At 38.9% G+C, this 22,444-nt stretch carries 18 protein-coding genes; 10 read left to right on the forward strand and 8 right to left on the reverse strand.

What is annotated here, in order from left to right; genetic code table 11:
- Positions 1 to 60: 60 nt before the first annotated feature.
- Positions 61 to 327 carry a phosphocarrier protein HPr gene (locus IGM13_RS02950; protein ID WP_002355551.1) on the forward strand — a complete coding sequence of 89 codons (267 nt, stop codon included), beginning with the start codon at positions 61 to 63 and terminating at the stop codon, positions 325 to 327.
- Positions 327 to 2,054 (forward strand): phosphoenolpyruvate--protein phosphotransferase, encoded by a 1,728-nt coding sequence (gene ptsP, locus IGM13_RS02955; protein ID WP_002382988.1) that lies wholly within the window; start codon positions 327 to 329, stop codon positions 2,052 to 2,054. Before IGM13_RS02950 ends, ptsP begins: the two co-directional genes overlap by 1 nt.
- A 44-nt stretch (positions 2,055 to 2,098) precedes the next feature.
- Here the strand turns inward: ptsP and IGM13_RS02960 are convergent, their stop codons facing one another.
- From IGM13_RS02960 to IGM13_RS02970, 3 genes are read right to left on the reverse strand one after another with little or no spacing between them, the layout of a single operon-like run.
- Complete coding sequence (locus IGM13_RS02960; RefSeq protein ID WP_002419984.1) at positions 2,099 to 3,178, reverse strand: DUF916 and DUF3324 domain-containing protein; 1,080 nt, start codon at positions 3,176 to 3,178, stop codon at positions 2,099 to 2,101.
- A 35-nt stretch (positions 3,179 to 3,213) separates the two neighbouring features.
- Positions 3,214 to 3,951 (reverse strand): WxL domain-containing protein, encoded by a 738-nt coding sequence (locus IGM13_RS02965; protein ID WP_002382990.1) that lies wholly within the window; start codon positions 3,949 to 3,951, stop codon positions 3,214 to 3,216.
- A gap of 54 nt (positions 3,952 to 4,005) precedes the next feature.
- Positions 4,006 to 6,381: a hypothetical protein gene (locus IGM13_RS02970; protein ID WP_002419985.1), complete on the reverse strand. Its 2,376-nt coding sequence runs from the start codon at positions 6,379 to 6,381 to the stop codon at positions 4,006 to 4,008.
- Between the two features lie 263 nt (positions 6,382 to 6,644).
- Here IGM13_RS02970 and tig point away from each other — a divergent pair, with 263 nt between their 5' ends.
- Together tig and IGM13_RS02980 are read left to right on the forward strand one after the other, a co-directional pair.
- Positions 6,645 to 7,928 (forward strand): trigger factor, encoded by a 1,284-nt coding sequence (gene tig / locus IGM13_RS02975; protein ID WP_002355556.1) that lies wholly within the window; start codon positions 6,645 to 6,647, stop codon positions 7,926 to 7,928.
- Between the two features lie 111 nt (positions 7,929 to 8,039).
- Complete coding sequence (locus tag IGM13_RS02980) at positions 8,040 to 8,702, forward strand: hypothetical protein (protein ID WP_002419986.1); 663 nt, start codon at positions 8,040 to 8,042, stop codon at positions 8,700 to 8,702.
- A 50-nt stretch (positions 8,703 to 8,752) separates the two neighbouring features.
- Here IGM13_RS02980 and IGM13_RS02985 read toward each other — a convergent pair whose 3' ends face one another.
- From IGM13_RS02985 to IGM13_RS03000, 4 genes are all read right to left on the reverse strand, one after another.
- Complete coding sequence (locus IGM13_RS02985; protein WP_002355558.1) at positions 8,753 to 10,675, reverse strand: PTS fructose transporter subunit IIABC; 1,923 nt, start codon at positions 10,673 to 10,675, stop codon at positions 8,753 to 8,755.
- A 23-nt stretch (positions 10,676 to 10,698) separates the two neighbouring features.
- On the reverse strand, positions 10,699 to 11,616 hold the full coding sequence (gene pfkB / locus IGM13_RS02990) for a 1-phosphofructokinase (RefSeq protein WP_002382994.1): 918 nt from the start codon (positions 11,614 to 11,616) through the stop codon (positions 10,699 to 10,701).
- Positions 11,613 to 12,365: a DeoR/GlpR family DNA-binding transcription regulator gene (locus tag IGM13_RS02995; protein WP_002381250.1), complete on the reverse strand. Its 753-nt coding sequence runs from the start codon at positions 12,363 to 12,365 to the stop codon at positions 11,613 to 11,615. Before IGM13_RS02995 ends, pfkB begins: the two co-directional genes overlap by 4 nt.
- Before the next feature lie 138 nt (positions 12,366 to 12,503).
- Entirely contained in the window at positions 12,504 to 14,063 is a 1,560-nt protein-coding gene (locus IGM13_RS03000) for a ClC family H(+)/Cl(-) exchange transporter (RefSeq protein ID WP_033591646.1), read from the reverse strand.
- Positions 14,064 to 14,227: 164 nt separating this feature from the next.
- On the opposite strand from IGM13_RS03000, the gene pcrA reads away from it, so the two are divergent.
- Positions 14,228 to 16,486: a DNA helicase PcrA gene (gene pcrA / locus IGM13_RS03005; protein ID WP_033591648.1), complete on the forward strand. Its 2,259-nt coding sequence runs from the start codon at positions 14,228 to 14,230 to the stop codon at positions 16,484 to 16,486.
- A gap of 125 nt (positions 16,487 to 16,611) precedes the next feature.
- Positions 16,612 to 18,642, forward strand: a complete 2,031-nt coding sequence (gene ligA / locus IGM13_RS03010) for an NAD-dependent DNA ligase LigA (protein WP_002375948.1) — start codon at positions 16,612 to 16,614, stop codon at positions 18,640 to 18,642.
- Here the strand turns inward: ligA and IGM13_RS03015 are convergent.
- Complete coding sequence (locus tag IGM13_RS03015) at positions 18,639 to 18,854, reverse strand: hypothetical protein (protein ID WP_002382998.1); 216 nt, start codon at positions 18,852 to 18,854, stop codon at positions 18,639 to 18,641. The two genes, ligA and IGM13_RS03015, sit on opposite strands and share 4 nt — an antisense overlap.
- On the opposite strand from IGM13_RS03015, the gene IGM13_RS03020 reads away from it, so the two are divergent.
- From IGM13_RS03020 to gatB, 4 genes are all read left to right on the forward strand, one after another.
- Entirely contained in the window at positions 18,820 to 18,906 is an 87-nt protein-coding gene (locus IGM13_RS03020; protein WP_306173767.1) for a hypothetical protein, read from the forward strand. The two genes, IGM13_RS03015 and IGM13_RS03020, sit on opposite strands and share 35 nt — an antisense overlap.
- Positions 18,907 to 19,223: 317 nt before the next feature.
- Positions 19,224 to 19,529 carry an Asp-tRNA(Asn)/Glu-tRNA(Gln) amidotransferase subunit GatC gene (gene gatC, locus IGM13_RS03025; protein ID WP_002355569.1) on the forward strand — a complete coding sequence of 102 codons (306 nt, stop codon included), beginning with the start codon at positions 19,224 to 19,226 and terminating at the stop codon, positions 19,527 to 19,529.
- Positions 19,529 to 20,998: an Asp-tRNA(Asn)/Glu-tRNA(Gln) amidotransferase subunit GatA gene (gene gatA / locus IGM13_RS03030; protein WP_002419989.1), complete on the forward strand. Its 1,470-nt coding sequence runs from the start codon at positions 19,529 to 19,531 to the stop codon at positions 20,996 to 20,998. The genes gatC and gatA overlap by 1 nt, the downstream gene beginning before the upstream one ends.
- Positions 20,998 to 22,428 (forward strand): Asp-tRNA(Asn)/Glu-tRNA(Gln) amidotransferase subunit GatB, encoded by a 1,431-nt coding sequence (gene gatB / locus IGM13_RS03035; protein WP_002419990.1) that lies wholly within the window; start codon positions 20,998 to 21,000, stop codon positions 22,426 to 22,428. The genes gatA and gatB overlap by 1 nt, the downstream gene beginning before the upstream one ends.
- The last annotated feature ends 16 nt before the right edge of the window (positions 22,429 to 22,444 follow it).

Consider the following 22,444-nt stretch of genomic DNA (forward strand, 5'->3'; position numbering starts at 1 on the left):
GTATCAAGAAAGGAAAACCCTAACATAAAAATTTTTTATTTACGAAGGAGACCGATTTATATGGAAAAGAAAGAATTTCACATTGTAGCAGAAACAGGAATTCACGCACGTCCAGCTACTTTATTAGTACAAACTGCAAGCAAATTTAACTCAGATATTAACTTAGAATACAAAGGTAAATCTGTTAACTTAAAATCAATCATGGGCGTTATGTCTTTAGGCGTTGGTCAAGGTTCTGACGTAACAATCACTGTTGATGGTGCTGACGAAGCTGAAGGAATGGCAGCAATCGTTGAAACATTACAAAAAGAAGGATTGGCTGAATAATGTCTGAGATGCTAAAAGGGATTGCCGCAAGTGATGGCGTTGCTGTTGCTAAAGCTTACCTGCTAGTTCAACCTGACTTGTCTTTCAACAAAACTTCCGTAGAAGATACTGAAGCAGAAGCAACTCGCTTAGACGATGCTTTAGCAAAATCTACTGAAGAGTTGCAAGCAATTCGTGACAAAGCAGCTCAAAGCCTTGGTGAAGCAGAAGCGCAAGTTTTCGATGCTCATTTAATGGTTTTATCTGACCCAGAAATGGTTGGTCAAATCAAACAAAATATCCAAGACAACAAAGTCAATGCAGAAGCTGCCTTGAAAGAAGTTACGGATATGTATATTGGTATGTTTGAAGCAATGGACGATAATGCTTACATGCAAGAGCGTGCAGCAGATATTCGTGACGTTGCCAAACGTATCTTAGCACATTTATTAGGTGTGACTCTTCCAAATCCTTCAATGATTAACGAAGAAGTAATCGTGGTTGCCCATGACTTAACACCTAGTGATACTGCACAATTAGACCGTACGTATGTTAAAGCCTTTGTGACAGACATCGGCGGACGTACTTCTCACTCAGCAATCATGGCTCGTTCGTTAGAAATCCCTGCAATCGTTGGTACAAAAGAAATTACTGACAAAGTAAAAGCAGGCGATATTTTAGCAGTGAACGGAATCATTGGGGATGTTATTATTGACCCAACAGATGCTGAAAAATCTGAATTTGAAGCAGAAGCAAAAGCTTATGCAGATCAAAAAGCAGAATGGGATAAACTAAAAAATGCAGAAACAGTGACAGCTGACGGCAAACATGTTGAGTTAGCTGCAAACATTGGTACACCAAAAGATTTAGCAGGCGTACACAAAAACGGCGGCGAAGCTGTTGGTTTATATCGTACAGAATTCTTATACATGGATTCATCTGACTTTCCAACTGAAGAGGACCAATACCAAGCGTATAAAGCAGTTCTTGAAGGAATGGAAGGAAAACCAGTTGTGGTTCGTACAATGGATATTGGTGGGGACAAAGAGCTTCCTTACCTAACATTACCACACGAAATGAACCCATTCTTAGGTTACCGTGCATTACGTATTAGCTTATCAGAACTAGGTGACGGCATGTTCCGTACACAAATGCGTGCATTATTACGCGCGTCTGTTCATGGTAACTTACGTATCATGTTCCCAATGGTTGCTACTTTGAAAGAATTTAGAGCAGCGAAAGCAATCTTTGAAGACGAAAAACAAAAATTAGTCAACGAAGGTGTTGAAGTTTCAAACGATATCCAAGTAGGTATTATGATTGAAATTCCAGCAGCTGCCGTATTAGCTGATAAATTTGCCAAAGAAGTAGACTTCTTTAGTGTTGGAACCAACGACTTAATCCAATACACGATGGCTGCAGACCGTATGAACGAACGCGTTTCTTACTTATACCAACCATACAACCCATCAATCTTACGTTTAATTAAAAATGTAATTGATGCAGCACACGCTGAAGGTAAATGGGCTGGTATGTGTGGTGAAATGGCGGGCGATCAAACAGCTGTTCCATTACTATTGGGTATGGGCTTAGATGAGTTCTCAATGAGTGCTACATCTATCCTTAAAACACGTAGCTTGATGAAACGTCTAGACACAACTAAAATGGCTGAACTTGCTGACCGCGCATTAAAAGAATGCGACACGATGGAAGAAGTCGTTGCATTAGTTGAAGAATATACAAAATAATTAAGCGATTATGAAAGCACATCGACAATTGTCGATGTGCTTTTTTACTGTTGCGATTCACGTATTTTTTTCTTGAAATAATAAATCGTGCTTCCCAAAATGAATAGAAAAACTAGCGTGATGCTAAACACCAGTTTCCAAGGGAAATTGGTGTGCTTTTCAGGTGGGAGGTTGACGGCGGTAGCATTGTATTTTTTAGCTTCTTTTTCTTGGATGACTAAGTGTTTTTCCCACGAATAGTCTTGATAGCCATCGTTTGCTTTGATTTTTACAGTATAATTTCCAGGAACAAAAGGTTGTTCCTTTAAGTCAATCCGATAATTAAAATTTGTATTAGGGGCCATTGTTAACGACTCTTGGTGATTTTCGTAGCGAGGTTTAGCTTCTTTTTCATAATATAAAGAGGCATCGACTTGTAATTTTTTAATCATAGCCGCTTGTTTGTTTTGGAGATTCATTAATACGCGGTTACGACCGTTAGCTTGATCGGTTTTTACTTCATTTAAAGATAATTTTGGCTGAACAGGTTCATCTGTTTCACTAAGTAAGACACCGACTACATAAGAAAAACGATTATTGATGGCCACGCCGTTTTCTGAGTGAGCAGGTTGTTCATCTGACTTTTGTTCAAAGTAGAGTCCTCCTAAAACATAACCATTAAATGGTTTTTCCGGTAAAGTAAGCTGACATTCAACAGTCTTGGTTGAGTGTTTAGGTAGGTAGATTTCTTTTGGTAATTGCGCAATCTCATTAAAGGTAAAAGGTGCAGATGGATCTTTTTTTGTTTCAGCATGAGAATAATCTGCCAAGCCATTATCATTAGTAATCGCTGCATTGGCTGAAGCTAGCACGGTAATGTCGTTGGCTGTTTGATTCGTTAGTTCGATTTGTAGCTTTTGTGTTTGGTTTGGAGCGACACGTAGATCAAAATAACTTGTCTCTTTGGTTCGTTGATTGTCGGGTAAAATGGCTTTTACAGAAAAAGTCATTTCGCTTGCTTCTACAGAATAAGAGCCAATAAAAAATAAAAAAATGATGACGCTAATAGCATGGAGCCATTTAAAAAGCTGCTGATTCATAGTGTGCACTCCTTTTTGACAATTTTTTATAAGAAGGTATTGCATGAAGTTGTTTCATGCAATACCTTGTTTGTTTTCTTTTAAAGTGGTGTATCATCCAAAATCCAAGTAAGCGTTGTTTTATATTGTTTAGCTGCAACTTTTTTCGTTGTCGCAGGAACAGTTAATTGAATGCCTTGAGCAGCGGTCGCTCCGTTACCAAAAGCTAATGTCCAAGTGCCCATTCCTGTTGAAAGAGCGGCAGTCGCCACAGGAGAAGTAGCAGCACCAGTTGGATCCAAGGTTACTGGGACCGTTAATGGCGCCAAAGAAAGTAACTGTGTTGAATTGGGTGTTGCTGCTAAAAAGGTCAAGGATGCATTATCCAAAACAGCGGGTGTTGAATCACTTGTAGCAAATTGCGCACTCTGTTTAACTGATAATTTCCAGCCAAGATTTAGACCACGTTTGTCAGTTACTTGAACATAGTTTGGCACGCTAATTAAATCGCCAGTACTATTTTGTACTTGGTCCAGTTGTGCCGAATAGATTGCTGTTCCGGCTTGAATTTGTTTTGATCCAAAATGGATATTTGAAACATAGTCAATACTTAGGGGTCCGGCTGTACCAGGTTGATGAGGATCAGCAGGATTAGGTGTCACAGGCTGAGAAGGGTTCGTCGGGTTGACAGGTGGCGTGACAGTATTATCAAGAGCAAACGTAATATCAGCGTTGGATTGAATAGAAGCGACTTGAGCTGCTTCAACTTTTGGACTATTTAAAAGCATAAGAGGCGTTGCAACGAACAAAATGCTTGAAATGCGCACGATCTTTTTCATTTTTTATTCCTTCTTTCTTGTTTATTTTTAACTTTTAAAAAAGCTAAATCCTAATTAGAGGGGTGTATCAGAAAGAATCCATTGTAATTCGGCAGTGTAAGATTCTTTGACCGTTAAATTAAGGTCAGGAGCAACGCTTAAAAAAAGTCCATTTTGTTGGTTCCAAGGAATTTCTACATTGTTATCGTCCGTTGCGGTGTATTGATAAACTTCGGTTGCTAAAGAGGAGATAGGAAAATCACTGCCATTTTTTCGATAAATGAAAGCTTGCTGGATCGTTTTATTTGTAGAAGTTGAATGCATGGGCTGACTCTCTCTTACCAACAAATGCCATGGTGTTTTTGCAACACGACCATCGGCAATGAGGAAAGGAGCGCTGATGGTCGATGGTGAGTATATGGTTCGTTTGCTGGGAAAAGGTAAATTTTTAAAGGAAACTGTAGTTGGCATCTGCACAAAACGGAGGGTACCGTTTTTGATAGGTAAAGACTGTTCCTTAGTAATTGGCGTAATTGGCGTTCCGCCACCATCATTGCCAGTAACCGTGCTAGAAAATAAAAGAAATTGGTTTATCCATTCTTCTGTAACCGTTGCTGTATATTGTAAGGTGAATTGTGTATTGGCTTCCGTAAAATTATCTGCTGTCAGCGAATTATGATAACTCCAATACGGCAAACCAGTGGAACTATCAGTTAAAAGTTGAAGCCCAGCTATTGGCGTACTTAAACCTGCTGCTGATTGTTTTGTTAATGTAGCAGCTGAAAGTTGAGCCAGTCCTTTAGGCACCGTTGCTCGTAATTGCTGATTCATCCACGTTGCTGGTTGATTGGTTAAACGTGTGATTAACGTGAAACGAATGATTTGACCACTTACGACAGAGTTTGCAGCTTCCCAGAGCCCTTGTGCATTTTTCCGCTCAATGGTTTGCGTGACCGTTAGTTGAGGCACAGGATAAGCAACTGTTTGAGAAACAGTAGAACTGGTTAGCAAAGGCAGGCCAGTGCGATTGCTGAGACCTTGGACCCACAAGCTGACCGTTTCTCCCCCTTGGAAAGTGGGTAAATTAGCAAATTGAAAATGGCCATTGGAATCTAAGGACGTTGTGAAAATAGAACCACCATTTATTTGTACTTTAACTTGATAGGTTCCGTTAGATGCTTGAGAAGCTTTACCTGAAAGTTGAGTTGATCCGGCATTAGCGACTACGTTTGTGACTGGTTGGATTGACCAATTGACACTTTGGTCAGCTGAGGGGCTGCTTTGAATATAGTCGGTTGACGTTTTTGAACGAGCAAAGACAATTGTAGAGAGCGTGTCGCCATATTCTAATGGTGAAGCTAAAGATGTCGAGAAATTTCCGGCTGCATCGACAGAAATCCCTTTCACCACAATGGGGGTAGTGGTGCCATCATGGCGGTTCAAGGTTAATTGAACAGAGTAGTTATAGTTTGGGTCTTGTACTTGTTGAATGGTCCCTGTTACAGTAGTGTCCAGATGATTTGGTTGAGTTAGTTTGGCTGGTGTGACTTGAGGAACGGGGTAATTCCCTAAACTAAGTTGAGCTTTGCTAATTACGCCTGTTTTTGTATTGTTTCCAATAATAATATTAATTGCACCTAATCCAGTGCCGACATCTGTAAAGGTTCCTCGAATCGGATAGTCTTTGCCGTTAAGAGCAGGAGGGATTGAAATTCCTCGTTTATAAAGTGCGCCCACATCAAACGAAATGGCGGCAGACCATTTGGTTCCGGGAAGTAACACCAAGGTGCTACTTGGAAAAGTCAGATAAACAGAATGATAAGTGCTACTATAAGAGAGACTGACGCCGTTAGTTGAACTGTGAATATCTTGAGTGGCTGTTCCTGGATAACTGACGGTCCCTGTTAAAAGAGTCAGAAAATCTTGTTGCTTTAGAGTGTCGTTATCTAACTGACTTGAAATTTCTGTAGGAAGTTGAATAGCAATAATCGGCCGATCATTAATTGCTAAGCCGATAAGTGTCACACTGTATTCATATGAAAGTGAGATAATATCTTGGTTATACGTTCCCGTACTTAAGGTACTTTTCAAGGTGCTATTACCAACAGAAACACTAGCTGGCATAGGTGCCATAGGTTCATCGTTTTCAGAGGAAGCATGGGTTTGCTCGGTTTCTTGTTCCACGATATCGGTTGCTTGAGTTGTTTGTTGTTCTGTTGAAACTGAGGTAAATGTTTCACTAAAAGTAGAGGCGTGAGTTGTAGGGTTCAGTGTTTCAGAATGAGCCATCAAAGGTTGAGTCAGCGATAAAAAAAGCCATGATATGATGCAAGAAAAGATTCCCCAGACGAACTTATTCAAAACCATCCCCTCCTTTTTTGATATTATATGTATAATGACGAAAATATATAATACGTAAATATTGAGTACATACATTCTATAATGGGCCATTCATAAAGTAAAGCGATTACATCCGATGATGAACAAGATATTTTGTTCACAATCTTTTAGGGTTTTAAGAAGGAAATTTCTCGAAATTCTATGCTTTTTTAATCCGAAAAAATTAAAAAACTGATAGTTTGCTAAAAATCGAGTCTTTCTTTCACTTCTTAGCACTTAAAATATTTACATTTTCCTAGGGATAGTGTACTATTTAAAGGTATGCATAAATAAAGTTTGATGTATAAAATTAAATGTTATTCGGAGGGAAACAAATGTCTGCGAAATGGGAAAAAAAAGGCACTAATGATGGTGTATTAACTTTTTCAATCGAACAAGCAGTAATCGAAAAAGGATTAACGCAAGCGTTCAATAAAGTGAAAAAAAACTTAAACGTACCTGGTTTCCGTAAAGGAAAAGTATCACGTACTGTTTTTAACCGTATGTATGGAGAAGAAGCGTTATACGAAGATGCGTTAAACGCTGTTTTACCAGAAGCATATGAAGCGGCTGTATTAGAAGCAGGAATTGAACCAGTAGCACAACCAAAAATTGATGTTGAAAGCATGAATAAAGGGGAAGACTGGGTTATCACTGCTGAAGTAACTGTAAAACCTGAAGTAAAATTAGGCGAATACAAAAACTTAACAGTGTCTAAACAAGACCGTGAAGTAACAGATGAAGACGTGGAAGCACGTTTGAAACGCGAACAAGAATCTCAAGCTGAATTAGTAATCAAAGAAGATGCCGCTGCTGAAAATGGCGACACTGTAGTTATCGACTTTGAAGGCTTCTTAGGCGACGAAGCATTTGAAGGCGGCAAAGGCGAAAATTACTCATTAGAATTAGGTTCTAATTCATTTATTCCAGGCTTTGAAGACCAATTAGTTGGCAAAAAAGCTGGCGAAGAAGTAGAAGTAAACGTTACTTTCCCTGAAGATTACCAAGCAGAAGATTTAGCTGGTAAAGAAGCAGTCTTCAAAGTAACTGTTCATGAAGTAAAAGCAAAAGAATTACCAGAATTGGATGATGAATTTGCAAAAGACGTTGACGATTCAGTAGAATCATTAGACGAATTAAAAGAAAAATTCCGTAAAGAATTGACAGAAGCAAAAGAAGCAGCAGCTGAAGAAGCAAAAGACGAAGAAGCAATTCGTTTAGCTGTTGAAAATGCTGAAATCGTTGAATTACCACACGTAATGGTTCACGACGAAGTTCACCGTTCAATGGATGAATTCTTAAACAACATGCAACGCCAAGGAATTTCTCCTGAAATGTACTACCAATTAACTGGTTCTACAGAAGAAGATTTACACAAACAATTTGAAGGCGAAGCAGAAACACGCACAAAAACAAACTTAGTGATTGAAGCAGTTGCCAAAGCTGAAAACATCGAAGTAACACAAGAAGACATCGATGCTGAAGTGAAAGATTTAGCAGAACAATACAACATGCCTGAAGCGCAAGTACGTAAAGTATTAAACAACGACATGTTAGAACACGATATTCGTATGAAACGTGCTGTTGAAACAATTACTGAAACAGCTGTTGAAAAATAAACATTTTTAATAAGCTCTTCATTCGATAGAGTTTTCTAAAACTGTAGATGGAAGGTGTCTTTCATCTACAGTTTTTTTCATATAAAATAACTTTTGAAAGGGTGTGTCAAAATGGATAAAAATTATTCGAAAATTAATTATGGATTAGTGGTGTTTGGCATCTTATGCTTGACGTACAATCTCTGGGAATTTTTTACGGCCAAGTATTCAACAAAACAAGGTGTGACGTTTGTTATCGAATGTTTACTTGGAATTGGGCTGATCTTTTTACCGGATCTTGTCAATAAATTTTTAAAAATTATTATGCCACCGACCATCGTTTATTTTTACTGGTTTTTCTTATTTATTTCAGTATTCCTAGGAACCTCGTTGCATATGATTTCAATCATTTCGTTCTGGGATAAAATTTTACACTTTGTTAGTCCGATGCTGTTAACTGCTGTTGGTTATGGTATTGCTGGTTTCCTATTGAAGAAAACGAAGTACGCCGATGTTTCCCCGTGGTTGTTTTTATTATTTGGGTTTGCATTTGCAGGGCTTTGTGGCGTTTTCTGGGAATTCTGGGAATTTATCTGCGATTCATTAGGGAACATGAATTTACAACGCTATAATATGTCCAACGGCCAACCATTTATTGGGCGTGCTGCTTTAATGGATACGATGGGGGATTTATTTACCAATACCCTTGGGGCCTTTGTGATGAGCGTGTATACGTATATGAGAAGCAAAGGAAATCCTGAGTATTTAGAAAATTATGCGATAAAGAGAAAATAATAATAAAAAAGCGATTCAACCATGGTTGAATCGCTTTTTTGCTGTTTTTTTTAAGCAGGTACTTCGACAGGTTTTTTCAAAAGTCCGTAGACAATTCCTGAAATAATCGCCCCAATTAAGATGAACAATAGATATAGTAATGGATTACTTAATAGGAAGACGACGAAGATTCCTCCATGTGGTGCCAATAATTTGATACCAAACGCACCAACCAACGCACCAGTAAAGGCAGAACCTACCACGAAACTTGGAATCACACGTAATGGGTCAGCTGCTGCAAAAGGAATTGCCCCTTCAGTGACAAAAGAAAGTCCCATTACAATATTGGTTAAGCCGGCATCTTGTTGATCTTTTGTAAATTTATTTTTAAATAAACGAGTTGCTACGAAAATTGCTAATGGAGGAACCATTCCGCCAGCCATTACAGAAGCCATGACCACGCTGCCACCTTCTGCAACAGTACTTGCTAGCGTAGCTGTACCGAAAACATAAGCAGCTTTGTTAACTGGTCCACCTAAGTCGATGGCCATCATACCAGCTAATAAAGCACCAAGTAAAGCTGCATTTGTGCCATCTAAGCCAAGTAGGAAATGATTTAACGCATCATTAATTGCTTTCATCGGGATGTTAATGACTAACATTAATAAGCCCGTAATAATCAAACCAAAAACTGGATAGAATAAAATGGTTTTAATTCCATCTAATGATTTTGGCAAGCCTTTGAAGACTTTACGTAAAAGAACCACTACATAACCAGCTAAGAAACCACCGATTAGGGCCCCAAGGAACCCAGCGCCTCCAGCGTTTGCTAACGCACCAGCGGCGAAACCAGCAACTAAGCCTGGACGATCCCCAATACTAGAAGCAATAAAACCAGCTAAGACAGGTAACATAAAGCCAAATGCTGCGCCACCAATTTGGTTAAACCAGCTAGCTACGTCATTGTAATTCCCTAAATTGGCTAATTGATCTTGAGGAACTCCGATAAATTGATCAATCATAAAGGAAAGAGCAATGGCAATTCCGCCACCAATAACGAAAGGTAACATATGAGAAACACCATTCATTAAATCTTTATAGATACGAGAACCGATTGAACCTTCCGCTGAATCCTCTTGGTCGCTTGCAGCCGAGTCACTGCCATGGAAAGTAGGAGCTTCACCACTAATGGCTAAGTTAATTAGTTCTTCGGTTTTACGAATTCCATCACTGACGGGACGATTGACTAATTTTTTACCATCAAAACGATTCATTTCTACTTTTTTATCGGCTGCGACAATTACGCCATCAGCACGAGCAATATCTTCAGCAGTCAAACGATTTTTAATTCCTTCTGAACCGTTTGTTTCTACTTTAATGTCTACGCCCATTTCTTTTGCTTTTTTCTTCAGTGCATCTTCAGCCATGTAAGTGTGAGCAATTCCTGTAGGACAAGCAGTCACAGCAATAATATATTTACGATTGCTTTCTGGTGCTGGCGTTGTTTGTTCTTGTTCTGCTTTTTCTTCCGCTTCTTTTTGATCTTCTGCTGCTTGGAAAAGAGCTTGGACTGCTTCTGGAGTTTCCGCTTCTTTCAATTTGCCAACAAAGTCTGGATCGATAAGTAATCGAGAAAGGGCCGCAAGCGCTTGGAGATGTGTATCATTAGCGCCTTCTGGAGCAGCAATCATGAAGAATAGATAAGTAGGTTGTCCATCTAGTGCTTCATAATCAACCCCTTTTTTACTTTTAGCGAAAAGAACTGTCGGTTCTTTTACGGCACTGTTTTTTGCGTGAGGCATAGCGATGCCGTCGCCTAAACCAGTCGATGTTTGTGATTCGCGTTTTAAAATTCCTTCTTTGTAAGTGTCAATGTCAGAGATGCGGCCACCATCGTATAATTTTTGGACCATTTCATCAATCGCGCCTTTTTTATCAGTAGCTTGTAAATCCATAATCATGACATCTTTTATTAATAAATCATTAATGTTCACTCTATTTTCCTCCCTTAGTGGATTTATTCTGAAATTTTTTCAATTGTTACTTCGTGAATAAGTTCTTGGATAAAATCTTCTGAGGCTAAATCATCAGAAAATGCGGTCGCGCTACCGCAAGCGACACCCCATTTGAAAGCCTCTAAAGGATCTTGTGTTTTTGAAAAGTTGCCAATAAAACCAGCAATCATTGAGTCGCCAGCGCCGACAGAATTTTTCAGTGGACGTTTTAAAACGTTGGAACGATAAACACCTTCTGTTGTGAAAAGTAATGCACCATCACCAGCCATTGAGATAATTACGTGTTGCGCTCCTTCTTCTAGTAACCGATGTCCATAAGGTAAAATATCTTCAACACTTGTAAAGGTTGTATGATATAATTCTGCCAACTCATGATTATTTGGCTTGACCAATAAAGGCTTTTGTGACAAAGCGTTCATTAAATCTTCACCTGTCGTATCAATAACAAATTCTGCGCCTTTTTCCTTCGCAATTTGGATTAACTCTTCGTAAAATCCTTTGCGTAGAGAAGCAGGTGTACTTCCTGAAAGAACAACAATATCACCAGCCTGAACACGACTAACTGCTTGTTTTAGTTCTTGAATTTCTTCGTTTGTTAGAGCAGGTCCTAAGCCGTTAATTTCTGTTTCAGTATCTGATTTCAATTTAATGTTGATTCGTGTATCAGCAGACACGGGAGTGAAATTCGTTTGGATTTCTTCTTTTTTCAACCAATCGGCAATGAATGAGCCTGTAAAACCACCTAAAAAACCTAAGGCAGTGGATTCTGTCTCCATACGTTTTAAAATACGTGAAACGTTGATTCCTTTGCCGCCAGGTAATTTAAAATCATTCGTCATCCGATTCAAATCACCAATTTGTAGATGATCGACATGAACGATAAAGTCGATAGAAGGGTTTAAAGTCACTGTGTAAATCATTTGTTTGCCTCCATTAAAATAGTTTTTTGCTGGAATCCTTGAAGCGATTCAGCAGGGCAGTAGTCAGTTAGTAAAGTAACTGACTCTAATTCTTCCACTTTGGTAAACGTTACTTCATTAAATTTTGTATGATCCAGTAAAACATAGGCTGTTTCTGCTTGATGAATAGCCAAGGCTTTTAGCGCTGCTTCTTCGGGATCAGGCGTTGTTAAACCAAACTCTAAATGTGCGCCGTTAGTTCCTAAAAAAGCTTTGTTAAAACGAAAATGTTGTAGCTGTTCCATACTAGTGGCACCAATGATTGCTTTAGTGGAGAGCTTCAAAGTACCACCAAGCATAATAGTGGGAATTTCCATGTCGCTAAGTTTTGCAGCATGATGTACGGAATTCGTCACTACATGGATTTGTTTCCCAACTAAAAAAGGGATCATTTCTAACGTGGTTGAACCAGCATCTAAATAGATCATATCGCCATCTTGTACACAACTAGCGGCTAAAGAAGCAATCTTTTGCTTTTCGTGCGTGTTTTTGATTGATTTTTCCGTCATGTTTTGTTCAAAGCCTAAATTAAGAATACGCTTAGCGCCGCCGTGAATGCGTTCTAACAAATTGGCGTCTTCTAATTCTTGTAAATCGCGGCGTATTGTGGATTCTGAAGCATTGAACAAGCTAGCAAGTTCTTGTGATTTGACGACTGATTTTTGATCTAACAATTGTAAAATTTTTTGATGTCGTTCTTCCGTAAGCATTTTCATCCCTCATTTCATGGATATAATAGCACAAATGAAAACGCTAATCAATCTAAAACGGTCAAAAACATTCAAAAAAATTAAAAAACAGTCATAAGAAAAAAAGAAAGCTGCTGAACCTGAGTTCAGCAGCTTTCTTTAATTCACTAAATCATTCGGTAAAGTTTTTTGATAAATCTCTTTTTTGACTTGGTAAGCGAGTTTTTCATCGGTCAAAATAATGAGCACATCGCCAACATGCATAACAGTATCACCATGTGTTAAAATTTCCGATTCGCCACGGCGAATGGAAGTGAGCAACATTTGTTTAGGCCAGACAAAATCACGTACCATCGTATCATCTAAGGAACTTTCTGCAGTGATAGGTAATTCAATAATCGTTTTGTGGCCACGAATATTACTTACTTTAGAAGGAACCAAACGTTCTAATAAGCTTTCATAAATTGGCTTGCCGCCAAGACTATCGATGGTAATATAACTAACTAAAGCGACAACCCCTAAAGACATTAAATGAGAAAAATTGCCGACCATTTCTGTTACTAAAATAATCGCTGTTAACGGTGCTTTACCAATCGCAGTAAAATAACCAGCCATGGCAAAAATTAAAAAGTTTTTCACAAAAATTGGATCCATCCCTACGTATTGGACAAGTAGACTACCATACAATGTTCCGATAATGGCACCTAAAGTTAGAATAGGCAAGAAAATACCACCAGGGAGATTCGATCCGTAAGAAACCATTGAAAAAACAAAACGTAAAACCAGTAAGCCGACTAAAGCCCAAATCGTGGCCGGTTGATTGCCTAAAGCTAAAACAATTTGATTCCCACCGCCAAGTAAATGTGGAAAGAAATAACCAATCGGTAAAATCAAAATAAAAGGAATAAAACCATAATAATTAGAAGAAAGGCCTTTGATTTTTCCATATACTTTTGGTAAGGACAACAATGTTTTTTGATATATCCAACCTAATAATCCTAGCAAAACGCCCAGCAGGACTAATGTCCAATAGTACTCTAAAGGCAAAGATTTAACCGGACCAATATAAAGAACTGGCTGCAATCCGAAGAAATGCAAAGAAACAAAGTTAGCGGAAATGGCCGCAGAAAAAGAGGTTAACCAAACTAAAGGTGAAAAGGAATGGTGAGCCTCTTCTAGAACAAATAAAAGTCCTGCGATTGGTGCGTTAAAAGCGGCGGCTAAACCAGCACTGGCACCACTACTGATTAAAATTTTTTCTTCAGACTTGGTGCTTTGCCGCCATTGACTATAGCCTTGTCCAACCACTGCACCTAGTTGAATTGAAGGACCTTCACGTCCCAAAAATAGCCCAGGACTAATCGCTAAGATCCCACCGATAAATTTTTTCCAAAGCACTGGAAACCAGTGAATTTCTAATTGACCTTGAAGTTGTCCTTCCACTTGGGGGATGCCACTGCCTTTAATTGCTGGTTCGCTCTTAATCAGTCGTCCTAATAAATAAGCAAGTACGAGAGAAAATAAGAACCAAGGAATCATCCAAAAGGGTTTTTCGTGAAACGTTTGATACAGATGAACGACTTGTTCGCCAATTTTTTCAATGCCTAAGCGAAATAAGCTGACAACAAAGCCGACCAGGATTCCGACGACGATGCCTTTAAGGATAAAGCCGATTCGGGTACCATCTAATTGTTTAATTTCATGTACATCATTATTCATTTCATTTTTAGCCTCCATCACTACTTACTAATGTACTGCGGTTTGACTTGATTTACAAGAAAATTTCATATAAAAAGAAAAAGATTTTTTGTTCTTTTCTAAAGAACTTCAAAGGGATTTTTGGTATACTGTATAAGATTGAAAAAAGAGAGAGGACGTTTAATATGACACAAAAACATGCCTTGGTTCAGGGAATGAATCCTCGACAAGAAGAAGCCGTTTTGCATACAGAAGGACCACTGTTAGTCATGGCTGGTGCTGGTAGTGGAAAAACGCGGGTTTTAACACACCGAATTGCCTATCTAATTGAGGAAAAAGAAGTAAATCCATGGAATATTTTGGCGATTACGTTTACCAATAAAGCTGCTAAAGAAATGAAAGAGCGTGTAAATAAATTACTGGAAACGGGTGGCGAAGATGTATGGGTCTCCACTTTTCACTCCATGTGTGTAAGAATTTTACGTCGTGATGTGGATCAGATTGATTACAACCGTAATTTTACAATTATTGACCCATCGGAACAAAAAACATTAATGAAACGCATCTTAAACGACTTAAATATTGATTCAAAAAAATATGATCCTCGCTCAATTTTAGGTACGATTAGCAATGCCAAAAATGAATTACAAACGCCTGAAAAAGTTGCTGAAATGCAAGGTTCCTTATATGAAGAAATTGTCGCAAAATGCTATGAAGCCTATCAAAAAGAATTACGCAAAAACCAATGTATGGATTTTGATGATTTGATTATGAATACGATTCGTTTATTCAATGAACAACCAGATACGTTAGCTTTCTACCAAAATAAATTTCACTATATTCATGTGGATGAATACCAAGATACCAATCATGCACAATATACCTTAGTCAATTTATTGGCTGCACGTTTCAAAAATCTGTGTGTCGTAGGTGATGCCGACCAAAGTATCTATGGTTGGCGCGGGGCGGATATGCAAAATATCTTGGATTTTGAAAAAGATTATCCAGATGCCAGTGTAATTTTGCTAGAACAAAATTATCGGTCCACCAAAAACATTTTGGCGGCTGCGAATGATGTCATCAAAAATAACCGTAACCGCCGCGAGAAAGAACTGTGGACAGAAAATATAGACGGTGAAAAGATTGTCTATTATCGTGGAGACACAGAACGGGATGAAACACAATTTATTGTGAGCCAAATCCAAAAAGAAATGCGGGAAAATGACCGAATTTATGGTGATTTTGCGGTATTATATCGGACCAATGCTCAATCCCGTGTAGTGGAAGAAATGCTCTTGAAATCTAATATTCCGTATACCATGGTGGGCGGACATAAATTCTACGACCGTAAAGAAATTAAAGATATTTTGGCTTATTTAAGTTTGATTGCCAATCCAGATGATTCGATTAGTTTTGAACGAATTGTCAATGAACCAAAACGAGGAATCGGTAAAAGTTCAATTGAAAAATTACGGCTATTTGCGGATACGCATGGTTGGGCTTTGCTGGAAGCTGCCCAAAATGTTGATTTGGCAAATATTTCAGGAAAAGCGGGTAAAGAGCTTGGTAATTTTGGCATGATGATTCAAGACTTAACGAAAACAGTGCCCTATTTAACGATTACAGAATTGGTGAAAGAAACTTTACAACGTAGTGGTTATCGGGAAGCTTTGATGGCGCAAAATAATTTAGAGTCTCAAGCTCGCTTAGAAAACTTGGACGAATTTTTATCTGTGACTCAAGAATTTGATAAACGTTTTGAAGCGCAAAATAACGACGATCCAAATGGCGAAGAAACAAAATTGGCAGATTTCTTAACAGATTTAGCCTTGGTTTCTGATTTAGATAATTTAGAAGAGAGCTCTTCACAAGTAACCTTAATGACGTTGCATGCGGCCAAAGGGCTGGAATTTCCAGTGGTCTTTTTAATGGGCTTAGAAGAAGGGGTTTTCCCATTATCACGTGCCATGCTAGAAGAAAGTGAACTGGAAGAAGAACGGCGCTTGGCTTATGTTGGTATCACACGAGCGGAAGAAGCCCTGTTCTTAACGAATGCTTATTCGAGAACATTATATGGTCGCACGCAATATAATCGACCAAGTCGCTTTTTAGAAGAAATTGAGGCGGAGCGTTTAATGAAACAAGGGGCGGCGGCCAATTTACAGAAAGCTCCAGCGCGCACCTTTGATCCTAAAGTATTCAAGCCCAGCGCAAGTAAACCAGCTTATACACAGCCAGCTACAAAATCAGTTAGCAACAAAGTGGCAAGTGGTGGCGAAAAAGTTTCTTGGCAAGCAGGTGATAAGGTCCAACATAAAGCATGGGGCGTTGGTACAGTCGTTCGTGTAGGCGGTTCGGCCAAAGACTTAGAGTTGGACATTGCTTTCCCAGAAAAAGGCATAAAACGGTTGTTAGCGGCATTTGCACCAATTGAAAAAATTTAACATGCAAAATAGGTCAGCGATTTAATGAGAAATCATCATTAGATAAATTCTTTTTATTTTCTATCTTAGTGTAAATGTGTTAAAAAGACGATAGGAGCATTACACTTATGAGGAGGAGTTCTACGATGGAACAACAACCATTAACATTAACGGCGGCGACAACTCGTGCGCAAGAATTAAGAAAACAACTCAATCAATATTCCCATGAATATTATGTCAAAGATCAACCATCCGTAGAAGATTATGTTTACGATCGTTTGTATAAAGAGTTAGTCGATATTGAAACGGAGTTTCCTGATTTAATCACGCCAGATTCGCCGACACAACGTGTAGGTGGCAAAGTTTTATCTGGTTTTGAAAAAGCTCCGCATGACATTCCAATGTATAGTTTAAATGATGGGTTTAGCAAGGAAGACATTTTTGCTTTTGATGAACGTGTTCGTAAGGCGATTGGTAAACCTGTTGCTTACTGTTGCGAGTTAAAAATTGATGGGTTAGCAATTTCATTACGTTATGAAAACGGGGTGTTTGTACGCGGAGCAACACGAGGCGATGGAACGGTTGGTGAAAACATTACAGAGAACTTACGAACGGTTCGCTCTGTACCAATGCGCTTAACGGAGCCCATTTCAGTGGAAGTTCGTGGCGAGTGCTACATGCCTAAACAATCCTTTGTCGCATTGAATGAAGAACGTGAAGAAAATGGCCAAGATATTTTTGCCAATCCTCGGAATGCAGCGGCGGGCAGCTTGCGCCAATTAGATACAAAAATTGTGGCGAAACGGAACTTAAATACGTTTTTATACACAGTTGCTGACTTTGGACCAATGAAAGCGAAGACGCAGTTTGAGGCATTAGAAGAGCTTTCTGCAATTGGTTTTAGAACCAATCCCGAACGGCAATTATGTCAGTCAATCGATGAAGTTTGGGCCTACATTGAAGAATACCATGAAAAGCGGAGCACTTTGCCATACGAAATTGATGGAATTGTGATTAAAGTGAACGAATTTGCGTTACAAGATGAATTAGGTTTCACTGTCAAAGCACCTCGCTGGGCGATTGCCTACAAATTTCCACCAGAAGAAGCAGAAACAGTAGTGGAAGATATTGAATGGACAATTGGGCGCACGGGGGTGGTCACTCCTACTGCGGTCATGGCTCCTGTACGAGTCGCGGGAACCACGGTTAGTCGGGCAAGTTTGCATAATGCAGATTTTATTCAAATGAAAGATATCCGTTTAAATGATCATGTTATTATTTACAAAGCCGGCGATATTATCCCAGAAGTAGCGCAAGTCCTAGTTGAAAAACGTGCAGCCGATAGTCAGCCTTATGAAATGCCGACACATTGTCCAATTTGTCATAGTGAGTTGGTGCATTTAGATGAGGAAGTGGCGTTACGTTGTATTAATCCAAAATGCCCTGCGCAAATTAAAGAAGGGCTGAATCACTTTGTCTCACGAAACGCAATGAACATTGATGGCTTGGGGCCAAGAGTGTTAGCACAAATGTATGACAAAGGATTAGTGAAAGACGTAGCGGATCTGTATTTCTTAACAGAAGAACAGTTAATGACTTTGGATAAAATCAAAGAAAAATCAGCAAACAACATTTATACTGCCATTCAAGGGAGTAAAGAAAACTCTGTCGAACGTTTGATTTTTGGCTTAGGGATTCGCCATGTGGGGGCGAAAGCGGCGAAAATTTTAGCGGAGCATTTTGGTGATTTATCAACCTTAAGTCGAGCAACTGCGGAAGAAATTGTGGCTTTGGATTCAATTGGTGAAACAATCGCCGACAGCGTTGTGACGTATTTTGAAAATGAGGAAGTTCATGAATTAATGGCTGAACTGGAAAAAGCCCAAGTGAACTTGACATATAAAGGTCTCCGGACAGAACAATTAGCAGAAGTGGAGTCACCTTTCAAAGACAAAACAGTTGTTTTAACAGGGAAATTAACGCAGTACACTCGCGAAGAAGCTAAAGAAAAAATTGAAAATCTTGGTGGAAAAGTTACAGGGAGCGTTTCGAAAAAAACTGACATTGTGGTTGCTGGCGAAGATGCTGGCAGTAAATTAACCAAAGCTGAAAGCTTAGGCGTGACCGTTTGGAATGAACAAGAAATGGTCGATGCGTTAGATGCAAGTCATTTTTAAGAAGAAAAATTAACGTTGTCAGATTTTATGTAGTAATTTGATGGTATACTTATTTTAGTCATAAAAGTTATATGAACGAGGACTTTCTGAGTTGAGAAAGGAGGTTGATGCTTATGCGCAATTCTTCTTACTTTAACGAAAGGAGCAATGTTTTTGTCCGTTGAAGCAGCGCTAGGACTGATGATTGGTTTTGCAACGCTTGTTGTGACCATTATCTTCGGTATCTTAGCGCTTGTCTTAGACAACAAAAATAACCGTTCATAAGCTTTGAGGAGCTGAACGGTTAAGCGTTTGAAATAAAACCAATAACTCAGTAAGCCACCAGTTCTTATAACTGGTAGTGGCTATTAGAGAGGTATGTTCCTGCATATCTCTCTTTTCATTTTCATAATAACATAGTTCCGTCATTTTTGCGAGCGACAAATTATCAATGAAATTCAAGGTTTCATCTAAAATATCCGACCATTTTATGGTAGAATGGGAACAGAGTGAACAGCTGTGCTAAGCTGTTTAAAGAAATACAATCCAATTGATTAATCTGAAAATGAAAATTTCAGTAAATGATAGAAAGAAGGGTATCTATGGCAATTACAGAAGAACAAGTCAAACATGTCGCTAAATTATCAAAATTATCTTTCTCCGAAGAAGAATTAGCGGACTTTACCAATCAACTAGATAAAATTATTGATATGGTGGAATTACTAGAAGAAGTAGATACAACAGGGGTTCCTTTTACTTCAAATGTGAATGAATCAATCAATGTCATGCGTGAAGACGTAGCGACACCAGGAATGGACCGTAAAGAATTAATGCGGAATGTTCCGGAATCAGAGAATGGTTACATTAAAGTGCCTGCAATTATGGATAACGGGGAGGCAGGAGCCTAATGGAAAAATTATACGACAAATCGTTAACAGAGTTACATGATTTATTGGTCTCAAAAGAAATCACTGCAGTTGATTTAACCGAAGAAACATTAAATCGTATTCAAGATACAGAAGAACAACTAGGTTCTTTTATCACAGTTAGTGAAGAAAAAGCAATGGCATTAGCCAAAGCGATTGACTTAAAAGGCATCACTGAAAGTAATCCTTTAGCAGGAATTCCAATTGGGATTAAAGATAATATTGTCACAAAAGACATTTTGACAACAGCTGGATCAAAAATGTTACACAATTTTGACCCAATTTATGATGCGACCGTGATGGATAAAGTCTATCAAGCAGATATGATTCCAGTCGGAAAATTGAACATGGATGAATTTGCCATGGGCGGAAGTACGGAAACGTCTTACTTCAAGAAAACAAAAAATGCTTGGGATCAAACCAAAGTTCCTGGCGGTTCTTCTGGTGGTTCAGCTTCTGCTGTCGCAGCCGGACAAGTCCCAGTTTCTTTAGGGAGCGATACAGGTGGTAGTATCCGCCAACCAGCCGCATTCAACGGTATTGTGGGCCTAAAACCAACTTATGGACGTGTGTCTCGTTTTGGTTTGATTGCTTTTGCTTCAAGTTTAGACCAAATTGGTCCATTGACACGAAATGTTAAAGACAATGCCTTAGCTTTAAATGCAATTAGTGGTTATGACGAAAAAGACGGCACTTCTGCAGGTGTTTCTGTTCCTGATTTTACGGCAGATTTAACTGGCGACATCAAAGGCATGAAAATTGCTTTACCAAAAGAATACTTAGGTGAAGGGGTACAATCGGATGTTCGTGAAGCGGTATTAAAAGCAGCAGAAACATTTAAATCTTTAGGAGCAACGGTGGAAGAAGTTAGTTTGCCACATTCTAAATACGGCGTAGCGGTCTATTATATTATTGCCTCTTCAGAAGCAAGTTCAAACTTACAACGCTTTGATGGCATTCGTTACGGGTACCGTTCCGAAAATGTCCAAAATCTAGAAGATGTCTATGTTAATTCACGCTCTGAAGGTTTCGGAACAGAAGTTAAACGTCGGATTATGTTAGGAACCTTCTCTTTAAGTGCTGGTTATTATGATGCGCACTTTAAAAAGGCTGGTCAAGTTCGTACACTAATCAAACAAGATTTTGAGAATGTCTTTGCGGATTATGACTTAATCATTGGCCCATCCACACCAACAGTTGCCTTTGGTCTAGGGGAAAACATCAATGATCCAATCACAATGTATATGAATGATATTTTAACCATTCCTGTCAACTTAGCAGGACTACCAGGCATGTCCATTCCAGCAGGCTTCTCAGAAGGCTTGCCAGTTGGTTTACAAATTATTGGAAAACATTTTGACGAACATACAATGTACAAAGCAGCGTACGCCTTTGAACAAGCGACAGATTTCCATACGAAAAAACCAGTCATTTTAGGGGGGAACGATTAATGAACTTTGAAACTGTCATTGGATTAGAAGTCCACGTAGAATTGAAAACCAACTCTAAAATTTTCTCCTCTGCGCCAGCGCATTTCGGAGCAGAACCAAACAGCAACACAAATGTGGTTGACTGGAGTTACCCAGGTGTTTTACCTGTCATGAATAAAGGTGCCTTAGAATTTGGTATGAAAGCAGCACTTGCCTTGAACTGTGAAATTTCAAAAGAAACACATTTTGATCGTAAAAACTATTTCTACCCAGATAATCCTAAAGCGTATCAAATTTCTCAATTTGATCAACCAATCGGACATGATGGTTGGATTGAAATTGAAGTCGAAGGCAAAAAGAAAAAAATTCGCATTGAACGGGTGCATTTAGAAGAAGATGCCGGCAAAAACATTCATGGCACAGATGGGTACTCTTATGTGGACTTGAACCGTCAAGGAACGCCTTTAATTGAGATTGTTTCAGAAGCGGATATGCGTTCACCAGAAGAAGCCTATGCGTATTTAGAAGCATTGCGTTCAATTATCCAATTTACAGAAGTTTCTGATGTGAAAATGGAAGAAGGTTCTATGCGTTGTGATGCCAATATTTCTTTACGTCCGTATGGTCAAGAAAAATTTGGTACTAAAGCGGAATTAAAGAACTTGAACTCTATGAACTTTGTAAAAAAAGGTTTAGCTTATGAAGAAAAACGCCAAGCCAAAGTCCTATTATCTGGTGGCGAAATTCAACAAGAAACACGCCGCTTTGATGAAGCAACTAGTACAACGTTGCTTATGCGTGTTAAAGAAGGCTCAAGTGACTACCGTTACTTCCCAGAGCCAGATGTTCCTCGTTTTTCAATTGATGATGAATGGATTGAAAAAGTTCGCGCTAGTTTGCCAGAAATGCCAGCCTCACGTCGTGCCCGTTATATCAGTGAATTAGGGTTACCTGAATACGACGCAATGGTCTTGACTTTAACGAAAGAAATGTCAGATTTCTTTGAAGCAACTTTAGCAAACGGTGCAGATGCGAAACAAGCATCAAACTGGTTAATGGGCGAAGTTTCTGCTTACTTAAACAGTGAAAAAGTTGAATTAGCCGATACTAAACTAACACCAGAAAATCTAGCGGGTATGATTACTTTGATTAACGATGGCACAATCAGCTCGAAAATTGCGAAGAAAGTGTTCAAAGAGTTAATTGAAAACGGTGGAGACGCTAAAGAAGTTGTCGAAGCAAAAGGCCTTGTTCAATTATCTGATCCAGCGCAATTATTACCAATGATTAACGAAGTTTTAGACAACAACCAACAATCAATTGATGACTTTAAAAACGGCAAAGACCGTGCAGTTGGTTTCCTTGTTGGACAAATTATGAAAGCAACTCGTGGACAAGCAAACCCAGGTGTGGTTAACAAGTTATTGCAAGAAGAGCTTTCAAAACGATAAGAAAGTAGCAGGCAAA

This window comes from Enterococcus sp. DIV0561 (assembly GCF_050539875.1).
GTDB classification, from domain to species: domain Bacteria; phylum Bacillota; class Bacilli; order Lactobacillales; family Enterococcaceae; genus Enterococcus; species Enterococcus faecalis.